Origin of the sequence: Sphingomonas nostoxanthinifaciens, from assembly GCF_019930585.1 — a bacterium.
Classification (GTDB): Bacteria; Pseudomonadota; Alphaproteobacteria; order Sphingomonadales; family Sphingomonadaceae; genus Sphingomonas_I; species Sphingomonas_I nostoxanthinifaciens.
Genome location: NZ_CP082839.1, coordinates 273,168 through 287,494, shown reverse-complemented (window position 1 = coordinate 287,494; position 14,327 = coordinate 273,168). Strand labels below are relative to the sequence as shown.

15 protein-coding genes and 1 pseudogene are annotated in these 14,327 nt (G+C 68.9%); 15 read left to right on the top strand and 1 reads right to left on the bottom strand.

The genetic code is table 11. The annotated features are described in order from the left end of the window. Window positions 1–8 precede the first annotated feature (8 nt). The 6 genes and pseudogenes from K8P63_RS01390 to K8P63_RS01365 form a co-directional block, all read left to right on the top strand. Window positions 9–548: a RecX family transcriptional regulator gene (locus tag K8P63_RS01390; RefSeq protein WP_223798105.1), complete on the top strand. Its 540-nt coding sequence runs from the start codon at window positions 9–11 to the stop codon at window positions 546–548. An 88-nt stretch (window positions 549–636) separates the two neighbouring features. Then, complete coding sequence (locus K8P63_RS01385; protein WP_317629377.1) at window positions 637–1,248, top strand: cold-shock protein; 612 nt, start codon at window positions 637–639, stop codon at window positions 1,246–1,248. Further along, on the top strand, window positions 1,245–1,700 hold the full coding sequence (locus K8P63_RS01380) for a DUF192 domain-containing protein (RefSeq protein WP_223798103.1): 456 nt from the start codon (window positions 1,245–1,247) through the stop codon (window positions 1,698–1,700). Before K8P63_RS01385 ends, K8P63_RS01380 begins: the two co-directional genes overlap by 4 nt. A 67-nt stretch (window positions 1,701–1,767) precedes the next feature. Beyond that, window positions 1,768–2,157 (top strand): NADH:ubiquinone oxidoreductase subunit NDUFA12, encoded by a 390-nt coding sequence (locus K8P63_RS01375; RefSeq protein ID WP_223798102.1) that lies wholly within the window; start codon window positions 1,768–1,770, stop codon window positions 2,155–2,157. Between the two features lie 3 nt (window positions 2,158–2,160). Next, window positions 2,161–2,655, top strand: a complete 495-nt coding sequence (gene mlaD / locus K8P63_RS01370) for an outer membrane lipid asymmetry maintenance protein MlaD (RefSeq protein WP_223798101.1) — start codon at window positions 2,161–2,163, stop codon at window positions 2,653–2,655. Beyond that, a pseudogene (locus tag K8P63_RS01365) lies at window positions 2,652–3,098 on the top strand (DUF2155 domain-containing protein); the annotation flags it as partial. The gene mlaD and the pseudogene K8P63_RS01365, both read left to right, overlap by 4 nt. A gap of 35 nt (window positions 3,099–3,133) precedes the next feature. Here the strand turns inward: K8P63_RS01365 and aat are convergent. Continuing rightward, entirely contained in the window at window positions 3,134–3,847 is a 714-nt protein-coding gene (gene aat, locus K8P63_RS01360) for a leucyl/phenylalanyl-tRNA--protein transferase (protein ID WP_223798100.1), read from the bottom strand. Between the two features lie 74 nt (window positions 3,848–3,921). On the opposite strand from aat, the gene K8P63_RS01355 reads away from it, so the two are divergent. The 9 genes from K8P63_RS01355 to pgl all read left to right on the top strand — a co-directional run bounded on the left by K8P63_RS01355 (window position 3,922) and on the right by pgl (window position 14,324). Beyond that, window positions 3,922–4,404: a dihydrofolate reductase gene (locus K8P63_RS01355; protein WP_223798099.1), complete on the top strand. Its 483-nt coding sequence runs from the start codon at window positions 3,922–3,924 to the stop codon at window positions 4,402–4,404. A gap of 35 nt (window positions 4,405–4,439) precedes the next feature. Beyond that, entirely contained in the window at window positions 4,440–5,372 is a 933-nt protein-coding gene (locus tag K8P63_RS01350; RefSeq protein WP_223798098.1) for a bifunctional riboflavin kinase/FAD synthetase, read from the top strand. 32 nt (window positions 5,373–5,404) lie between these two features. Then, entirely contained in the window at window positions 5,405–8,386 is a 2,982-nt protein-coding gene (gene ileS / locus K8P63_RS01345) for an isoleucine--tRNA ligase (protein WP_223798097.1), read from the top strand. A gap of 117 nt (window positions 8,387–8,503) precedes the next feature. After that, window positions 8,504–9,016, top strand: coding sequence for a signal peptidase II (lspA, locus tag K8P63_RS01340; RefSeq protein WP_223798096.1), 513 nt, complete (start codon window positions 8,504–8,506; stop codon window positions 9,014–9,016). Further along, window positions 9,013–9,510, top strand: a complete 498-nt coding sequence (locus K8P63_RS01335) for a DUF3035 domain-containing protein (RefSeq protein ID WP_223798095.1) — start codon at window positions 9,013–9,015, stop codon at window positions 9,508–9,510. The genes lspA and K8P63_RS01335 overlap by 4 nt, the downstream gene beginning before the upstream one ends. A 30-nt stretch (window positions 9,511–9,540) precedes the next feature. Then, window positions 9,541–10,179 (top strand): DUF1345 domain-containing protein, encoded by a 639-nt coding sequence (locus K8P63_RS01330; protein WP_223799920.1) that lies wholly within the window; start codon window positions 9,541–9,543, stop codon window positions 10,177–10,179. Window positions 10,180–10,220: 41 nt separating this feature from the next. After that, complete coding sequence (locus K8P63_RS01325) at window positions 10,221–12,164, top strand: M61 family metallopeptidase (protein WP_398288210.1); 1,944 nt, start codon at window positions 10,221–10,223, stop codon at window positions 12,162–12,164. Window positions 12,165–12,166: 2 nt separating this feature from the next. Beyond that, window positions 12,167–13,627 carry a glucose-6-phosphate dehydrogenase gene (gene zwf, locus K8P63_RS01320; protein WP_223798093.1) on the top strand — a complete coding sequence of 487 codons (1,461 nt, stop codon included), beginning with the start codon at window positions 12,167–12,169 and terminating at the stop codon, window positions 13,625–13,627. Further along, entirely contained in the window at window positions 13,620–14,324 is a 705-nt protein-coding gene (pgl, locus tag K8P63_RS01315; RefSeq protein ID WP_223798092.1) for a 6-phosphogluconolactonase, read from the top strand. Before zwf ends, pgl begins: the two co-directional genes overlap by 8 nt. The last annotated feature ends 3 nt before the right edge of the window (window positions 14,325–14,327 follow it).

The window sequence follows — 14,327 nt, the reverse complement described above, 5'->3', positions numbered from 1 at the left end:
CGTGGCGCATGTTCCCTAACTTCAAGACGCAGGGGCGCAAGCCCCCTTCTCCGATCGATGCGGCACGCCTCGATGCGCTGGCGCTCGGCTATGTCGGCCGTTACGCCACCAGCCGCGCCAAGCTTGCCGCTTATCTCGTGCGCAAGCTCGACGTCGCGGGATGGGCCGGCGAGGGCGAGGCGCCGGTCGCGGCGGTCGTCGCCCGGCTCGCCGCGCTCGGTTATGTCGACGATGCGGCGTTCGCCCGGGCACGCGGCGCGGCGCTCGGCCGGCGCGGCTACGGCGCGCGACGCGTTTCCGATGCGCTGCGCGCCGCCGGGGTCGAAGCGGAGGATGCGGCGCCCGCACAGGTGGAGGCGCAGGACGAAGCGCTGGCACGCGCGCTCGCCTTCGCCCGCCGCCGGCGAGTCGGGCCTTATGCCGACGCCCCGCTCGACCGGCCCGCGCGCGAGCGGGCTTTGGGCGCGATGCTTCGCGCAGGACACGCTCTAGAGGTCGCACGACGGGTGATAAATGCACTGCCCGGCGACGAAATCGATTCAGACTAGCTTTTCGGCCGTTTCGAGCCCGTTTACATCTTCCGTAATTTACGGAAACTGATACGTCGGAGGGATTCTCCTGAGGTCGTGCGTGAAAATGAGTGAACCCGAGGGGGCGATGTTCGCCTCCGGTGCGTCGGTTGATGAGCGTGAAAGCCATGCCCGCGACGTCGCAGGGCATGAGGCACAGGCCGGAGCCGCGCGCATCGTTTCCGGCGCGATCAAATGGTTCGACGCGACCCGCGGCTTCGGTTTCATCGTCGGCGACGATGGCGAGGGCGATGTGCTCGTCCACTTCTCCGTATTGCGCGAACATGGCCGCCGCACCCTGCCCGAGGGCGCGCGCGTGACTGCGGAGGCCGCCGACCGCGATCGCGGCATGCAGGCGGTGCGCATCATCTCGTTCGACCTGTCGACCGCGACCGGCCCCGATGCCGACCTGATCGCCAAGCGCGCCGCCGACCGGATCGACCCGCTGGAATTGGCGGGCGAGGCGGGGCCGATCGAGCCGGTCACCGTCAAATGGTTCAACCAACTCAAGGGATATGGCTTCGTGGTGCGTGCAAGCGGCGGCGGCGATATCTTCATCCACATGGAGACGGTGCGACGCGCCGGCTTCGCGGCGCTGGAGCCCGAGCAGCGGCTGAACGCGCGGATCGCCGTCGGGCGCAAGGGGCCGCTGGTCGTCGCGATCGAGTCGGCCGAATGAGCGCCCGCCTGCTGGCGGCGCTGCTTGCCGCCGCCCTCCCCCTCGCCGCCGCGCGCGCCGATCTGCCGGAGACGGCACAGCATCTGGCCGCCAAACCGCTGACGGTGGTGAGCGGCAAGCGCACGATCCGCTTCAGCGTCGAGGTGGCGAAGACCGGCGAGGAGCAGGAAATCGGCCTGATGTTCCGCAAGACCATGCCGGCGATGGCGGGCATGATCTTCCCGATGGATCCGCCGCGCATGGCGAGCTTCTGGATGAAGAACACGTTGATCCCGCTGGATATCGTGTTCATCCGCGCCGATCACCGCATCTCGTCGATCGCGGCCAGCGTCGCCCCGCTCGTCACCTTCCCGACGGTCGACTCGACCGAGCCGGTCGCCGCGGTGCTCGAACTGAACGGCGGCGCCGCCGCGCGCAACGGGCTAAAGCCGGGCGATCTCGTGCGCTGGTAGGCGCCGGCGGAACTCCACCCGGCATCGTCCATTGCAAGGCGATGCGATCCACGGCAAAGCAGCGCGCATGGCCATTCTGAAGCATATTTTCACTTGGTGGAACGGTGCCACCCTCGGCACCATCATCTTCAGCCGCCGCAACGGCGCGAAGGTCGGCACCGATTCGCTCGGCAACGTCTATTTCCAGGGCGGGACCGACGTGCACGGCAAGCCGCGGCGCTGGGTGATGTACGCCGGCGCGAACGATGCCAGCCGGGTGCCGCCCGAATGGCACGTCTGGCTGCACGGCACGACCGACCTAGTGCCGGAAGAGCTGCCGCCGCCGCGCCCTTGGATCAAGCCCGCCGTGCCCAACCTGACCGGCACCGCCGCTGCCTTCCGCCCGTCGGGCGCGATGGAGCGCGGGGGCAATCGCGCCGCCGCGACCGGCGATTACGAAGCGTGGAGCCCGAACTGAGCCATGCGCGCTTTGCTTCGTGAGAATGTCGGCGAGGCGATCATCGGCCTCGCGGTCGTGCTGCTCGCCGCCTGGTTCGTGATGTTTGCATGGGATCGCACCGGCGGCGGCGAACGCGCGGGCGCGATCCGCGTCACCGCGCTCTTCCCCAATGCCAGCGGCGTCAATGTCGGCACCGATGTGCGCGTCGCCGGGCTGAAGGTTGGCACCGTCTCGGCGCAGAAACTCGACCCGCAAAGCTATCAGGTGGCGGTGAGCCTCGCGCTCGATCCGTCGGTCAAGCTGCCGTCCGATTCGACCGCGGCGATCACCTCGGAAGGGCTGCTCGGCAGCACCTTCATCGCGCTGACGCCGGGCGGATCGACCAAGCCGTTCAAGAATGGCGACACCATCACCGACACGCAGGGCGCGATGGACCTGATGGCGCTGATCGGCCAGTTCATCAACAAGCCGGCCAGCACCGGCGGCACCGCGGGCGGCGCTCCCGCGACTCCATGATGTCCCGGCGCGCGGCCGGGATCGCCGCCGCGCTGGTGCTGAGCGGCGCGATCGCGCTGGCCGCCCGCTCCAGCATCCAGCAGGACGTCGCCGATCCGCAGGCGGCGCTGTCGCCCGATTCGGACCTGACCAACGCTACCGCCTCGGCCACCGTGCCCGTGCGCCCGAAAGCGCCCCCCGCCCCGCCGCCGGTCACCCAGGTCACGCCGATGGGCGAGCGGATCGCCGTGCTGGGCGTGCTCAACAAGCGCGACGGCATCGCCCGCGACGTGTCGCTCCATCCGGGCCAGGCGGCGCGCTTCGGCGACCTGATCGTGCGGCTGCGCGCCTGCGAGGCGACCGCCGACTGGGAGCCCGAGCAGCTGACCGGCGCCTTCGTCCAGGCCGACCTGCACGGCGCGGACGGAACGTGGAAGCGTATCTTCTCGGGCTGGCTCTACAAGGAATCGCCCTCGCTCAACGTCGTGCCGAGCGCGCTCTACGATGTCTGGCCCAAGAGTTGCACGATGCGCCGCCCGGAGACCGGGCCCGACACGGTCGCGGCGACGTCGCCCGCGCCCCGATCGATCGCGAAGAAGTCGGCCGACACGCCGGCCGAGACGCCCACGCCCGATCCCAGCCCCAGCGCATTGTCCAACAGCGCGACATAAGCGTCGCGCGCAACCTCGATCGTGCCGAGCGAGGCGAGATGCTCGGTCAGGAACTGGCAGTCGAGCAGGCGGAAGCCGCCGCAGCGCAGCCGCGCGACGAGATGCGCCAGCGCGACCTTCGACGCATCGCGCGCCCGGCTGAACATGCTCTCGCCGAAGAAGGCCGCGCCGAGGCGCACGCCGTAGAGCCCGCCGACCAGCGCGCCGTCATGCCAGGTCTCGACCGAATGGGCGTAACCGCGGCGATGCAGCTCGGCATAAGCCGTTTCGATATCGGGGCTGATCCAGGTGTCGGGGCGCCCGTCGGTCTCCTCGGCGCAGCGCGCGACGACCGCGCCGAAGCAGGTGTCGACCGTCACCGTGAAACGATCGCTCCGGATCGTCTTGGCGAGCGAGCGGGCGAGGTGGAAATGATCGAGCGGCAGCACGCCGCGCTTCTTGGGCTCGACCCAGAAGACGTCGGCGGCATCGCGCGTGCTCGCCATCGGAAACACGCCGACCGAATAGGCCCGCAGCAGCAGATCGGGATCGAGAGCGGTCACGGGCGAAGACTGTATAGCTGCTTGGTCCTCAATAAAATGCTCCTGAGCGCGGACGATCCTGCTAGGCGGCGGCGATGACCGAATGCGAGCTCGTTGCGGTGGTGGCGCGCGCCGACAATGGCGTGATCGGACGCGACGGCGGGCTGCCGTGGCACATCTCCGCCGACCTGCGCCACTTCAAGCGCATGACGCAGGGCAAGCCGATGCTGATGGGCCGGCGCACCTTCGCGAGCCTGCCCGGCCTGCTGCCCGGCCGCCGCCATATCGTGCTAACGCGCGATGCCGGCTGGCACGCAGAGGGGGCAGAGGCCGCGCTTTCGGTCGCCGAGGCGCTGGCGCTCGCCGATGGCCCGGCCAGCGTGATCGGTGGCGCGGAAATCCTCGCATTGTTCTGGCCGCACCTCACCCGCATCGAGCTGACCGAGGTGCATGCCGCGGTCGAAGGCGACACCATCCTGCCCGCGCCGGGGCCCGACTGGCACGAGATCGCGCGCACCGAACACCCGGCCGAAGCGGGCAATCCCGCGCTCAGTTTCGTCTCGCTCGTGCGGCGCTAGGCGTTCGCGCACCAGCCGCTTATAGGGCCGCCCCCATGAGGCTTATCGCGAGCGATATGCCGCTGCCGCCGGCGCTGCGCGGCGCGGTGATCGCACTGGGCAATTTCGACGGCTTTCATCGCGGGCACCAGGCGGTGGTCGGCCGCGCGGTGGCGCGCGCACGCGCCGAGGGGCGGCCGGCGATCGTCGCGACGTTCGATCCGCACCCGGCGCGCTTCTTCCGGCCCGAGACGCCGCCATTCGCGCTGACGACGATGAACCAGCGCGCGGCGTTGTTCGCCGAAGCGGGCGTCGATGCCACGCTGGTACTGCGCTTCGATGCCGCGCTGGCCGTGTTGTCGCCGCAGGCGTTCGTCGAGGATCTTCTGGTCGGCCGCTTCGGCGCGGCCGGCGTGGTGACCGGCGAAGATTTCACCTTCGGCCGCGACCGCGCCGGCAGCCCCGCCGTGCTGGCGGCACTCGGCGCGCCGCATGGGCTGGTCGCCGAGACGGTCGCACCGGTGGCCGATGCCGACGGCACCATCTCGTCCACCCGCATCCGCGCGGCGCTGCGCGCGGGCGATTGCGCCACCGCCGCGCGCCTGCTCACCCGCCCCTTCGCGATCGAGGGCAGCGTGGTGCATGGTGCCGCCCTCGGCCGCACGATCGGCTATCCCACCGCCAATGTGACGCTCGGCGACTATGCCCGCCCGCGCTACGGCATCTACGCGGTGCGGGTGCGGCTTGACGACGGGCGAATGGTCGACGGCGCCGCCAATCTCGGCATCCGACCGAGCTTCGATCCGCCGCTCGAACTGCTCGAGCCGTATCTGTTCGACTTTTCGGGCGACCTTTACGGCCGCACGATCGCGGTGGCGCTGATCGCATTCCTCCGCCCCGAGGCGAAGTTCGACACGCTCGACGCGCTGGTCGCGCAGATGGCGCGCGATTGCGACGAGGCGCGTGAGATTCTCGGCCGTTTGGATTGAGTCGAAACCTCCGCTAAGGGCCGCTGCTTATCATGGCCGACACCCCCGATCCTTCCGCCGCGCGCGACTGGCGCGACACCGTCTTCCTGCCGAAGACCGCCTTTCCGATGAAGGCCGGCCTGCCGCAGAAGGAGCCCGCTATTCTCGCCAAATGGCAGGCGGACGATCTGTATGCGCAGACCCGCGCGACGCGTGCCGGCGCGCCCAAGTTCATTCTCCACGACGGCCCGCCCTACGCCAATGGCGACATGCATATCGGCCACGCGCTCAACCATATCCTGAAGGACATGGTGGTGCGCACCCAGACCCTGCTGGGCAAGGACGCGCCCTACGTGCCGGGCTGGGACTGCCACGGCCTGCCGATCGAGTGGAAGGTCGAGGAGCAATATCGCAAGCAGAAGCGCAACAAGGACGAGGTGCCGCTGCCCGAGTTCCGCGCCGAATGCCGCGCCTACGCCCAGAATTGGGTGAACGTGCAGCGCGAGCAGCTCAAGCGGCTCGGCATCAACGGCGACTGGGACAAGCCCTATCTGACGATGGACTTCGCCGCCGAGGCGACGATCGTCACCGAGCTGCTGAAGTTCGCCGCGTCGGGCCAGCTCTATCGCGGCGCCAAGCCGGTGATGTGGTCGCCGGTCGAGAAGACCGCGCTGGCCGAGGCCGAGGTCGAATATGAGGACGTGACCTCGACCCAGATCGACGTCGCGTTCGAGATCGTCGAGAGCGCGATCGAGGATCTGGTTGGCGCGCATGCGGTGATCTGGACGACCACGCCGTGGACGATCCCGGTCAACCAGGCGCTCGCCTACGGACCGGACGTCGAATATGTTCTCGCCCGCTTCGACAGCATTCACGAAGGGCCGCGCACCCTGCTGGTCGCGCTCGATTTGCTCGAGAGCTTCGGCGCGCGCATCGGCCATCCGGTGGTGGTCAAGCTGGGCGACGCGCCCGGCACGGTGACGCCATTGCGCTCGATCATGGGGCGCGAGCTGGCGGGCACGATCGCGCGCCACCCGATGCACCATCTCGGCGCATTCTTCGCACGACCGCGGCCCCTGCTCGCCGGCGACTTCGTCACGACCGACGCCGGCACCGGCCTCGTCCACATGGCGCCCGATCATGGCGAGGACGATTTCCTGCTGTGCAAGGCCAACGGGCTGGAGCCGGTGTTCGCGGTCGAGGCCGACGGACGCTACCGCGCCGACTGGGCGTGGCTCGGCGGCCAGGGCTCGGTCATCAACCCGAAGTTCACCGCGCCGGATGGCCCGATCTGCACCGATCTCGCCGAAACCGGCGCGCTGATGGCGGCAAGCGCAGACTTCCGCCATTCCTACCCGCATTCGTGGCGGTCGAAGGCGAAGGTGATCTTCCGCGCGACCCCGCAATGGTTCATCGGCATGGATCGTCCGTTGTCTCCCTCTCCCCTGGGGGGAGAGGGTCGGGGTGAGGGCGCGCGCGGCGAAGCCGAGCGCTCCGACGCTGAAGGCGGAGCACCCTCACCCAACCCTCTCCCTCAAGGGAGAGGGCTTGAAGGCGAAGGGCTGACGCTGCGCCAAACCGCGCTGGCCGCGATAGCGGACACGCGTTTCGTGCCGGAGAAGGGTCGCAACCGCATCGGCGCGATGGTCGAGGGGCGGCCCGATTGGGTGATCTCGCGCCAGCGCGCATGGGGTGTGCCGATCACCTTGTTCGTCGAGCGCCGCAGCGGCCAATATCTGGTCGACGAGGCGGTCAACGCGCGCATCGTCGCCGCAGTGCGCGAGCGCGGGGTGGATGCGTGGGATGCCGAGGGCGCGCAGGCGCTGCTCGGCGACGCCTACGACCTCGCCGATTACGAGCGCGCGACCGACATTCTCGACGTGTGGTTCGACAGCGGCTGCACCCATGCCTTCGTGCTCGAATCGGGCAAGTGGCCCGAGCTCAGCTGGCCGGCCGACCTCTATCTGGAAGGGTCGGACCAGCATCGCGGCTGGTTCCAGTCGTCATTGCTGGAAAGCTGCGGCACGCGCGGCCGCGCGCCCTACAACGCGGTGCTGACCCATGGCTTCACCATGGACCAGAAGGGCATGAAGATGTCCAAGTCGCTCGGCAACACGGTCGATCCGATCGCGCTGATGAAGGATCATGGCGCCGACATTCTGCGCCTGTGGGCGCTGTCGATCGACTTCACCGAGGATCATCGCATCGGCAAGGAGATCCTGACCGGCATCTCCGATACCTATCGCAAGCTGCGCAACAGCTTCCGCTATCTGCTCGGCGCGCTCGACGGCTTCGCCGAGAACGAGACGGTGGCGCCCGCCGAGATGCCCGGGCTGGAGCGCTACATGCTCCACCTGCTGGCCGAGCTGGATGCCGAGCTGCGCGCGGCGACCGACGCGTTCGAGTTCAACCGCTACGTCCGTGCGCTCACCGATTTCTGCAACAACGACCTGTCGGCCTTCTTCTTCGATATCCGCAAGGACTCGCTCTATTGCGATGCGCCGACCGATCCGAAGCGGCGCGCCTATCGCACCGTGCTCGACATCCTGTTCCACGCGCTCGTCCGCTACGCCGCGCCGGTCCTGGTGTTCACCGCCGAGGAGGTGTGGGGCACGCGCTTCCCCGAGACCGGCTCGGTCCACCTGCTGACGTGGCCCGCGGTCGATGCCGGCTGGCGCGACGACGATCTGCGCATGACGTGGGAGCGGCTGCGCACGCTGCGCACCGAACTGACCGGCCAGATCGAACCGCTGCGCCGCGACAAGGTGGTGGGATCGAGCCTCGAGGTCGACGTGACCGCGCTCGCCTACGACCAGGCCGATCTCGATCTGCTCCGCTCGGTCGATTTCGCCGAGATCGCGATCACCGCGCCGGTGAAGGTGTCCGCCGGCGACGTGCCGATCGCCGAGGACGTCGTCCGCTTCGAGGTCGCCAAGACCGACTATGAGAAATGCGGCCGCTGCTGGCGCCATCTGCCCGAAGTCACCGAGGACGGCGCGCTGTGCGCCCGCTGCACCGAGGTGGTCGGTGGCTGAATCCTTGATCGTCCGTCACCCCGGACTTGTTCCGGGGTCCACCGCGCCACTGGACCGCAGGCTTCGGCTCGTGCCGGCCGGTGGATGCCGGAACAAGTCCGGCATGACAGTCGGCGGATGACCGGCGTGCGCACCTATCGCCGGCTCGGTTTCCTCGTCGCCGCGCTCGTGCTGCTGGCCGATCAGACCAGCAAATATGTCATCATGCGCCACATGCTGCTGGCCGAACGCGACGGCGGGGTCGATCTCCTCCCGGTCTTCCGCCTGCTGTGGGTCGAGAATCGCGGCGTTTCGATGGGGTTCCTCACCGCCGGCAGCGACGCGCAGCGCTGGGCGCTCACCCTGTTCACCGCCGCGATCGCGGTTGGCGTGGCGGTGTGGCTGTGGCGCGAGCGGCGGCGCGTCGATGCGGTCGCGCTCGGTCTCGTCATGGGTGGTGCTGTCGGCAATATCCTCGATCGCACGCGGCTGGGCTTCGTCGCCGATTTCCTGAACCTTCACTTCGGCGCATGGTCGCCCTTTTTGGTCTTCAATGTTGCCGATGCCGCGATTAGCATCGGTGTTGCCTTGCTGGTGTTGCGCGCGCTGCTTTCGCGCGACGCGCCCCCGCCTTCGGAGAGTTTGAAATGAACAAGCGTAATCTGGCTGCGGCAGCGCCGCTGGCGGCGATTCTGCTGCTCGGCGGCTGCCACAGCACCCCTAAGGGCGTGTTCCAGGCGACGCATCACGGCGCGCCGGACGAGTTCGCGGTCGGCCGTCAGGCGCCGCTGACCGTACCACCGGATTTCGCGCTGGCGCCTCCCCGTCCGGGCCAGCCGCGCCCGCAGGAGGCCGACAGCTCGACCCAGGCGCTGAGCGCGCTGTTCGGCGGCAGCCAGCCGGTGAGCCAGGGCGAAGCCGCATTGATCAACGACGCCGGCGGCGCGGCGCCGGTCGGCATCCGGACCGAGGCGAGCAGCCCGGGCACCAACATCGTCAACAAGGGCCAGGGCACGCGCGATATCCTGAATGCGCCCGCGAGCAACAACCCGCAGGCCAATGCCCGCACCGACGGGACGGCGGCTGCCGCACCCGCGGCGCCCGCCACGCCTCCGGCCGCGCCGACCGACAAGCCCAAGAACTAAGCGGGACGCCGCCGGAGAGACGCACCGATGATGAAGCTGCGGCTGGGGAATCGCATCGCGCCGGTCCGCTTCATCACCTTCGTGGTGCTGATGGCCGGCGGCCTCTTTCTGCTGATCCCGCCGCTCGGCTGGCGGGAAGGGACGATGGCGGCGTTCGACGTCGCCGCCCTCGTGTTCCTTGCCGCATGCGCGCCGTTGCTCCGCTACGAGGCGGAAGGCATGCGCGAGGCGGCCAAGCGCAACGACGCCAACCGCGCGCTGCTGCTCGTCATCACCGGCGCGGTCAGCATCGTCGTGCTGGTGGCGGTCGCGTCCGAGCTGGCGCAGAAGGGCTCGCCGCGGCCCACGGCGGTCATCCTGATCGTCGCCACGCTGGTGCTGTGCTGGCTGTTCAGCAACATCGTCTACACGTTGCATTATGCGCATTTGTTCTACTCGGACGACGCGCAGGGCAATGACAGCGGCGGCGTCACCTTTCCCGGCACGAAGGAGCCGGATTACTGGGACTTCATCTACCTGGCGACGTGCCTCGGCATGACGTTCCAGACGTCGGACATGAACATCTGCTCGGGCCGGATGCGGCGGATCGTGACCGGCCACTGCCTGCTCGCCTTCGTCTTCAATCTCGGCATCCTCGCCTTCACCATCAACTCGCTCGGCGGCAGCTAGGCGCTGGACAGGCGCGGCGCTGCGGCGCAACAGGCGCGGCGATGATACGACTCTCCTTGGCTCTTCCGCTCGCGGCCGCTTTGGCTGCCGTTCCCGCCACCGCCCAGATCAGCGACGCCCCCACCGGCACCAGCAAGCCGCAGCCGGTGCCCGTCGGCGAGCCGATCCCCGAGGCGCGCGATATCCCGTTCGCCGGCACGATCCGGCTGGCGGTCGACGCGACCGACGTCGCGCACGCCATATTCCGCGTGAGCGAGACGATCCCGGTCACGCCGGGCAAGCTCACCTTGCTCTATCCCAAATATCTGCCCGGCAATCACAGCCCGTCGGGGCCGATCAACAAGATGGCCGGGCTGGTCATCACGGCCGGGGGCAAGCCGCTGGCGTGGCGGCGCGACCCGGTCGACGTCACCGCCTTCCACCTCGACGTGCCGCAGGGCGTGTCGAGCCTCGACGTCGCCTTCCAGTTCCTGTCGCCGACCGCGGGCGCGCAGGGGCGGATCCAGATGACCGACGCGATGCTCAGTCTCGAGTGGAACGAGCTGCTGCTCTATCCCGCCGGCTGGTTCGTGCGGAACATGATGGTCGACGCCAGCGCCACTTATCCGGATGGCTGGACCTCCTACACCGCGCTCCGTCCTTCGGGCGTGGCGACCGCGAAGGGCGGCCTCGTCCATTATGCGCCGGTCGCGCTCGACACGCTGATCGACTCGCCGACCATCGCCGGCGCTTATGCCCGCGCCGAGGAGATGGCGCCGGGCGTGACGCTCGACATCCTCGCCGACCGGCCCGACCAGCTCGCCGCCAAGCCCGACCAGCTCAAGCTGCTGCGCACGATGACCCAGCAGGCGATCAAGCTGTTCGGCGCGCAGCATTACAATCATTACGACTTCCTGTTCACGCTGTCCGACACGCTCGGCGGCGCGGGGCTCGAGCATCATCGTTCGTCGGAGGATGGCGTCCCCGCCGCCTTCTTCACCGGCTGGGATGCCAACGTCGCCGGCCGCAACGTGCTGGCGCACGAATTCACCCACAGCTGGGACGGCAAGTTCCGTCGCCCGGCCGATCTGTGGACGCCCGATTACGCCCGGCCGATGGGCGACAGCCTGCTGTGGGTCTATGAAGGCCAGACCCAGTTCTGGGGCAACGTGCTCGACGCGCGTTCGGGCGTGGCGCCGAAGGAGGATGCGCTGGATGCGCTCGCCGGGCTCGCCGCCACCTATGCCAATCAGGCTGGGCGCCAGTGGCGATCGGTCGAGGACACGACCAACGATCCGACGATCGCCAAGCGCGCGCCGGCGCCGTGGCCGAACTGGCAGCGGTCGGAGGATTATTATCGCGAGGGGCAGCTGACGTGGCTCGATGCCGACAGCCTGATCCGCGAGAAGACCGGCGGCAGGCGCTCGCTCGACGATTTCGCGCGGGCCTTCTTCGGCACGCACGATCGCGATTGGGGCGAGCTGACCTATACGTTCGACGACGTCGTCGCGACGCTGAACGCGGTGCTGCCCTACGACTGGGCGACCTTCCTGCGCACGCGCATCTACGACGTCGCGCCGCGGCCGCCGCTCGACTGGCTGGCGCGTGGCGGCTACCGGCTCGTCTATACCGACGTGCCCGGACGCTGGTGGACCTCCGACGAGAAGAAGCGCAAGGCGATGGACCTGAGCTATTCGCTCGGCATCGTCGTCGACAAGACCGGCACCGTCACCCGCGTGGCGTGGGACAGCCCCGCCTTCAAGGCCGGCTTCGCCATCGGCACCAAGCTGGTCGCGCTCGACGGTCGCGCATATTCGGACGACGATCTGAAGACGGCGATCACCGCCGCCAAGGGCGGCAACCGCCCGATCCAGCTGCTGGTGCGGCAGGCCGACATCTATCGCACGGTCGGCGTGAGCTGGAACGGCGGTCTGCGCTATCCCCATCTGGAGCGGACGGGTAAGGAACCCGGCACGCTCGACGCCCTGCTAGCCCCGAGGGAGTGAAGATGCCGACACCTGCCCAGACGCTGCTGCTGTTCGGCGTGACCGGCGACCTGTCGCGCCGCATGCTGTTGCCCAGCCTGTTCGGCCTCGACGCCGACGGGCTGCTGCCGCCCGATCTCCGCATCGTCGGGACGGCCCGGCAGGAGATCGACGATGCCGGCCTGCGTGAGACTGCGGAGACCGCACTCGCGCCGATCATGGCCGATCGCAAGCTCGACCGGGCGGTGCTCGATCGCTTCCTCGGACGGCTGCGCTACGTCGCCGCCGACGCATCGAAGCCCGAATCGCTCGCCGCGATCGGCGAGGCCGTCGGCCCGCGCGCCGATCAGGGGCTCGCCATCTTCCTGTCGACCGCACCGAGCTTGTTCGAATCGACAATTGCCGGCCTGCAGGCGGCGGGCCTCACCGGCCCCGCCACGCGCCTCGCGCTGGAAAAGCCGCTAGGCCACGATCTTGCCTCCAGCCAGGAGATCAACGACGCGGTCGCGGCGGTCTTCCCCGAGCGGCAGACGTTCCGCATCGACCATTATCTCGGCAAGGAGACGGTGCAGAACCTGCTGGCGCTGCGCTTCGGCAACATCCTGTTCGAGCCGCTGTGGAACGCCACCGCGATCGAGCATGTCCAGATCACGATCAGCGAGACGGTCGGGCTGGAAGGCCGCGTCTCGTACTTCGACGGCATGGGCAGCCTGCGCGACATGGTGCAGAACCACATGCTCCAATTGCTGGCGCTGGTGGCGATGGAAGCCCCGGCGCAGTTCACCGCCACTGCCGTGCGCGACGAGAAGGTGAAGGTGCTGCGCTCGCTCCGCCCGATCGACGCGAACACCGCCGCGCGCGAGAGCGTGATCGGCCAGTACACTGCCGGCGCGGTCGCGGGCCAGCCGGTGCCCGGCTATCTCGACGAGCTCGGCAGCCCGTCCGACACCGAGACGTTCGTGGCGCTGAAGGCGCATGTCGACAATTGGCGCTGGCAGGGCGTGCCCTTCTACATGCGCACCGGCAAGCGCCTGCCCGTGCGCCGCTCGGAGGTGGTGATCCAGTTCAAGCCGGTGCCGCACTCGATGTTCGCCGGGCGCGGCGCGGTGCTGCAGCCCAACCGGCTGGTCATCTCGATCCAGCCGGACGAGAATGTCAGCCTGACGATGATGTCGAAGCAGCCGGGGCTCGATCGCGACGGCATCCGCCTGCGCGAGGTGCCGCTGAACATCGGCCTGCCCAACGCGTTTGCCGACGTGCGCCGTCGCATCGCCTACGAACGCCTGCTGCTCGACCTGATCGAGGGCGAGCCGACATTGTTCGTGCGCCGCGACGAGGTCGAGGCGCAATGGGAATGGATCGACGCGATCCGCGACGGCTGGGAAGCCAATTCGATGGTGCCCAAGCCTTATGCGGCGGGAACGTGGGGCCCGGCCGCCGCGATCGCGCTGACCGAACGAGATGGAGTGAGCTGGCATGATTGAAGCCGAATGGTGGGAGCATGACGACAAGGCCGCACTGGCCGAAGCCGTAGCCGGCGACATCGGCTTCATCATCGAGAGCGCGCTCGACGCGCGCGCGGCGTGCCTGCTCGCATTGTCGGGCGGCAAGACGCCCATCGCCGCCTACGAGAAACTGGCGGCGATGAAGTTCGACTGGCGGAAGGTGACGATCGTCCCGGTCGACGACCGGCTGGTGAAGGTCGACGATCCGCTGTCGAACGCCGGCATGCTGGCGCGCATCTTCATGCCGAAGGGCGCACGGGTGATCCCGCTGTGCGGCGACAATCCCGACGTCGCCACCGCCGGCAACGCCGCCGACGCGCGGCTGCAGGACGTGAAGTGGCCGCCGGACCTCATCCTGCTCGGCGTCGGCGGCGACGGCCACACCGCCTCGATCCTGCCCGGCCCGGATGCCGAGGCCGCGCTCACCGCGCCCAAGACGCGTCGCGCGATCGGCGTCACGCCCGATCCGCTGCCCAAGGAAGCGCCGGTCGCGCGTGTCACGATGACCAAGGCCGCGATCCTGCAGGCCCGCTCGCTGATGCTGGTGCTGACCGGCGACGCCAAGCGCGGCCTGGTGGAACAGGCGATCGAAGACGGCAGCGGATCGACGCTGCCGATCGGCCGCGTGCTGGCCGATCTCGAGCAGCCGATCGACATTCACTGGAGCCCGGACTGACCG